Annotated in this window: 1 protein-coding gene; it reads left to right on the top strand. The window is 76.0% G+C overall.

Features of this window, described 5'->3' with window-relative positions:
• Positions 1-762, top strand: a 762-nt coding sequence (locus ACYVE9_RS28865; RefSeq protein WP_461030832.1) for a nicotinate-nucleotide--dimethylbenzimidazole phosphoribosyltransferase, incomplete at its 5' end; no start/stop codon positions are given.
• Positions 763-850: the final 88 nt, after the last annotated feature.

Genomic DNA, 850 nt, shown 5'->3' with positions numbered 1-850 from the left:
GACCTGGCCGTGGACTGCGACCCGGACGAGCTGCCCGCCGAGGTCACCCGGTTCCGGGTGCGCCGCTCGGGCGGGCGCGCCGACATCGAGGACACCCTGACGGCGGCGGAGGCCGAGCAGGCGTTCCGGGCCGGCATGGCCGTCGCCGACGAGGAGGCCGACGCGGGCACCGACCTGGTGGTGCTCGGTGATCTCAGTGTCGGCGGGACCACCGCCGCGGGCATCCTGGTGGCCGCGCTGTGCGGTACCGACGCGTCCGTGGTGACGGGCCGGGGCGGCTCGCACATCGACGACCTGACCTGGATGCGCAAGTGCGCCGCGATCCGCGACGGGCTGCGCCGCGCCCGGCCGGTGCTCGGTGACCAGCTCGGTCTGCTCGCCGCCGTCGGCGGTGCCGACCTGACCGCGATCACCGGCTTCCTGCTCCAGTCCGCCGTCCGGCGCACTCCGGTGGTGCTGGACGGGGTGGTGTCCGCCGCCTGCGCGCTCGTCGCCCAGCGGGTGGCGTTCCGGGCGCCCGACTGGTGGCTGGCCGGGCACTCCTCCGGTGAACCCGCGCAGGCCAAGGCGCTGGACCGGATGTCGCTGGACCCGCTGCTGGACCACAAGGTGACCGTCGGTGAGGGCGTCGGGGCGCTGCTCGCGCTGCCGCTGGTGCAGTCCGCGTCGGCGCTCGCCGCCGAACTGCCCGAGGTGTCCGAAGCGTCAGAAGTATCCGAGGAAGTCGGGGCCGGCGGGCCGGAGGTCTTGGAGGCCACCTGATGGCGGGCGCCGGGCCGCGCGGAACGTGCGGTCAGTCCGGGTCGGGGGCGCCCGCCACCGCGTCGGTGAGGCGCCTGCGCACCCGGCC

Source organism: Streptomyces sparsus, assembly GCF_054776295.1.
Note: the sequence above shows the minus strand (reverse complement) of the source record. Positions and strands in the feature narration are given on the sequence as shown.